At 33.4% G+C, this 2,618-nt stretch carries 4 protein-coding genes; 3 read left to right on the forward strand and 1 reads right to left on the reverse strand.

Annotated elements, in window-relative coordinates:
* Nucleotides 1-12 precede the first annotated feature (12 nt).
* The 3 genes from OEW78_RS10405 to OEW78_RS10415 are packed head-to-tail and all read left to right on the forward strand — an operon-like array spanning nucleotide 13 to nucleotide 2,103.
* The gene (locus OEW78_RS10405) at nucleotides 13-120 is read left to right on the forward strand and encodes a hypothetical protein (protein WP_300327225.1); all 108 of its coding nucleotides are present in this window, start codon (nucleotides 13-15) and stop codon (nucleotides 118-120) included.
* A gap of 41 nt (nucleotides 121-161) precedes the next feature.
* The gene (locus tag OEW78_RS10410) at nucleotides 162-1,241 is read left to right on the forward strand and encodes a zinc-binding dehydrogenase (RefSeq protein WP_300327222.1); all 1,080 of its coding nucleotides are present in this window, start codon (nucleotides 162-164) and stop codon (nucleotides 1,239-1,241) included.
* 7 nt (nucleotides 1,242-1,248) lie between these two features.
* On the forward strand, nucleotides 1,249-2,103 hold the full coding sequence (locus tag OEW78_RS10415) for a CoA ester lyase (protein ID WP_300327223.1): 855 nt from the start codon (nucleotides 1,249-1,251) through the stop codon (nucleotides 2,101-2,103).
* A 13-nt stretch (nucleotides 2,104-2,116) separates the two neighbouring features.
* Here OEW78_RS10415 and OEW78_RS10420 read toward each other — a convergent pair.
* Nucleotides 2,117-2,618: transcriptional regulator (locus OEW78_RS10420; RefSeq protein WP_300327224.1), on the reverse strand; the 502-nt coding region annotated here is incomplete at its 5' end.

The raw sequence follows: 2,618 nt of genomic DNA on the forward strand, positions 1-2,618 counted from the left end.
TATCTCATTGGAATGGCAACTCAAGGAAAGATCCCTGGGCAGATAAATGACGATCAATTAAAGCAAATTTTGCTCTCTGCACAACAACCTAAACGTGATTTCAAGATAAATCGAGTATAATACAGAAAAAATATAAATTTAGAAACAAATCTTGTTAATACATGAAAGCCGTTGTATACAATGAATATGCACCAGATGATAATTATGCTAAAATCCTCAAAGTCCAGGATATAGATGACCCAAAACCAAAATCCGATGAAGTAGTTTTCAAAGTAAAAGCTGCCGCTCTGAATTATAATGATATTTGGGGAATGCGTGGAGTTCCAGTTGCAGTTCCATTACCACACGTATCAGGTTCTGATGCTGCAGGTGATGTTATTGCAGTCGGAGAGGATGTAAAAAATATTCAAGTTGGAGATAGAGTAGTTTCTCACTCCAATATGTCATGTAGAGTTTGTAAAGCCTGTACTGACGGTAGAGAATTTGATTGTGTTAAGAGAACCATTTGGGGTTTCCAAACTGGTCCAACTTGGGGAGCATTCCAAGAAGTAACTCATCTTCCTGAAGTCAATGTTTCAAAAATCCCAGAAGGTGTATCATATGATGAAGCAGCAGCTGCATCAATGACTATTTTAACTTCATGGCACATGCTAGTTGGCAGAGCCAAAATCATTCCTGGACAAACCGTCTTGATTATGGGAGGAGGTTCTGGAGTAGGAAGCTTTGGAATTCAAATTGCAAAATTATACAACTGTGATGTTATTGCAACTGCAAGTCCAGATAAACTAGACAAGTGTCTAGAACTTGGAGCAGATTATGCAGTAGATCACAGAAAAGAAGATTGGAGTAAAGAAGTCTTTAAGATTTCAAAAGAAATTGCAAAGAGAAAAGGTGAAGCACCAGGAATTGATTTATCTTTTGATCATATTGGTGAAACACACTGGAATCAACAATTGCAGTTGTTAAAGTATGGTGCAACCCTTGTTTCATGCGGTGCAACCACTGGATATAATGCAAAGACTGATCTTAGACATGTGTTCTTTAAAGGAACTAACATCTTAGGTTCAACACAAGGAACCAAAGCAGAACTTGACCAAGCCTTGTATTGGATGGGTCAAGGAAAAATCAAAGCAGCAATTGACTCAACTTACACATTTGAGCAAGCAGCTGAGGCTCATACAAAGATGTTAACCGGAAAAGGAATGTTCGGAAAAATCTTAATGAAGCCTGAAGGCGCTTAGTCATTTAATGACTCAGCTCTTCAGAAGTCTCATTTTTGTTCCTGGCAATAACTCAAGGTTTCTTGAAAAAGCTAAAGACCTTCAAGCTGACATTGTTTGTTTTGATTTAGAAGATTCAGTTCCTGATGTAGAAAAACCTAATGCCAGAAAACTAATCAAAACTGCACTAAAATCAAGAAAATTGTACAAATCTTCAATTTTTGTCAGAACAAATTCTCCAAATTCTGGAAAAATTCCAACAGATCTGAAAGAAATTGTTCAAGAAGGAATTGATGGAATTGTAATCCCTAAAGTAAACAATATTGCAGAACTCAAAAAAATTACCAAAACTCTTTCTATCTTGGAAAAAACTAGAAAACTAAAGCCAATTCAAATTATCCCATCAATTGAATCAGCAGAAGGCGTAGTCAACACCTATCACATTGCATCATTTGGAAAACGTGTATCTGCAGTAGTTTTTGGTGTTTTTGATTTGTTAAATGATTTGGGAGTTGAATATACAAAATATTCTGAAGGAGAAAAATACTCTCGAAGGAAAATTGCTGTAGATGCACATGCAGCAGGCGTGGCAGTAATTGATTCGATATGGCAAGATCTTAAAGATTCTAAAGGATTAGAAAATGATTGCAAATTAGGAAAAAGTTTAGGATATACTGGAAAGAGTATCATTCACCCTGATCAAATTTCTGTTGTACACAAATTATTTCATCCAAATAAAAGTGAAATCTTGTGGGCTGAAAAAGTATGTAAGGTTTATCTCGAATCAACAAAGAAAGGAAAGGGCGCTACCACCGTTGAGGGAAAAATGATAGATGAAGTACATTTCAAACAAGCAAAAGCTCTTTTGGAACTTGTAAAGTAGTTTTTTATTTCACTTATTCTAAAACATGTTTCATGCTTGTACTCTTTTCAAATATCTTTTTATCAACAGTCCCATTTACTAAAAATTTTCCTTTTTTAATATCCAAACTTATTTCTTGAAAAATACACTGTAATTTAGAAATTTTTTTACTTTTGCTTAGAACCTTTCCTGATTCGATTATTAATCCATTAAGAATTAAATTTTTAATCTTTCTATATCCTGATGTTTTAGATACTCTTGATTCTTTCAGAATATGTGGAATGATATATTCATTATCAAAAAGACACGAAATTATTTTCCTTGACTCTATTTCCCCAAATATCTCTAGAATCAAGTTCTTCAAATCCGAGTCTAGTATAGTAATTATGTATTTTTCATCATTTTTTTTAATTTTGATAATTTTTTTAATACATTCATCTTCAAATTTCTTAACATCTATGTTTGAATTTTTTTTAAGAACTTTTGAAAATATATGAAAATGCTCAATAGATAATTTTATTGACATTCCATGTTCT

Source organism: Candidatus Nitrosopumilus sp., assembly GCF_029882185.1.
Taxonomy (GTDB): Archaea; Thermoproteota; Nitrososphaeria; order Nitrososphaerales; family Nitrosopumilaceae; genus Nitrosopumilus.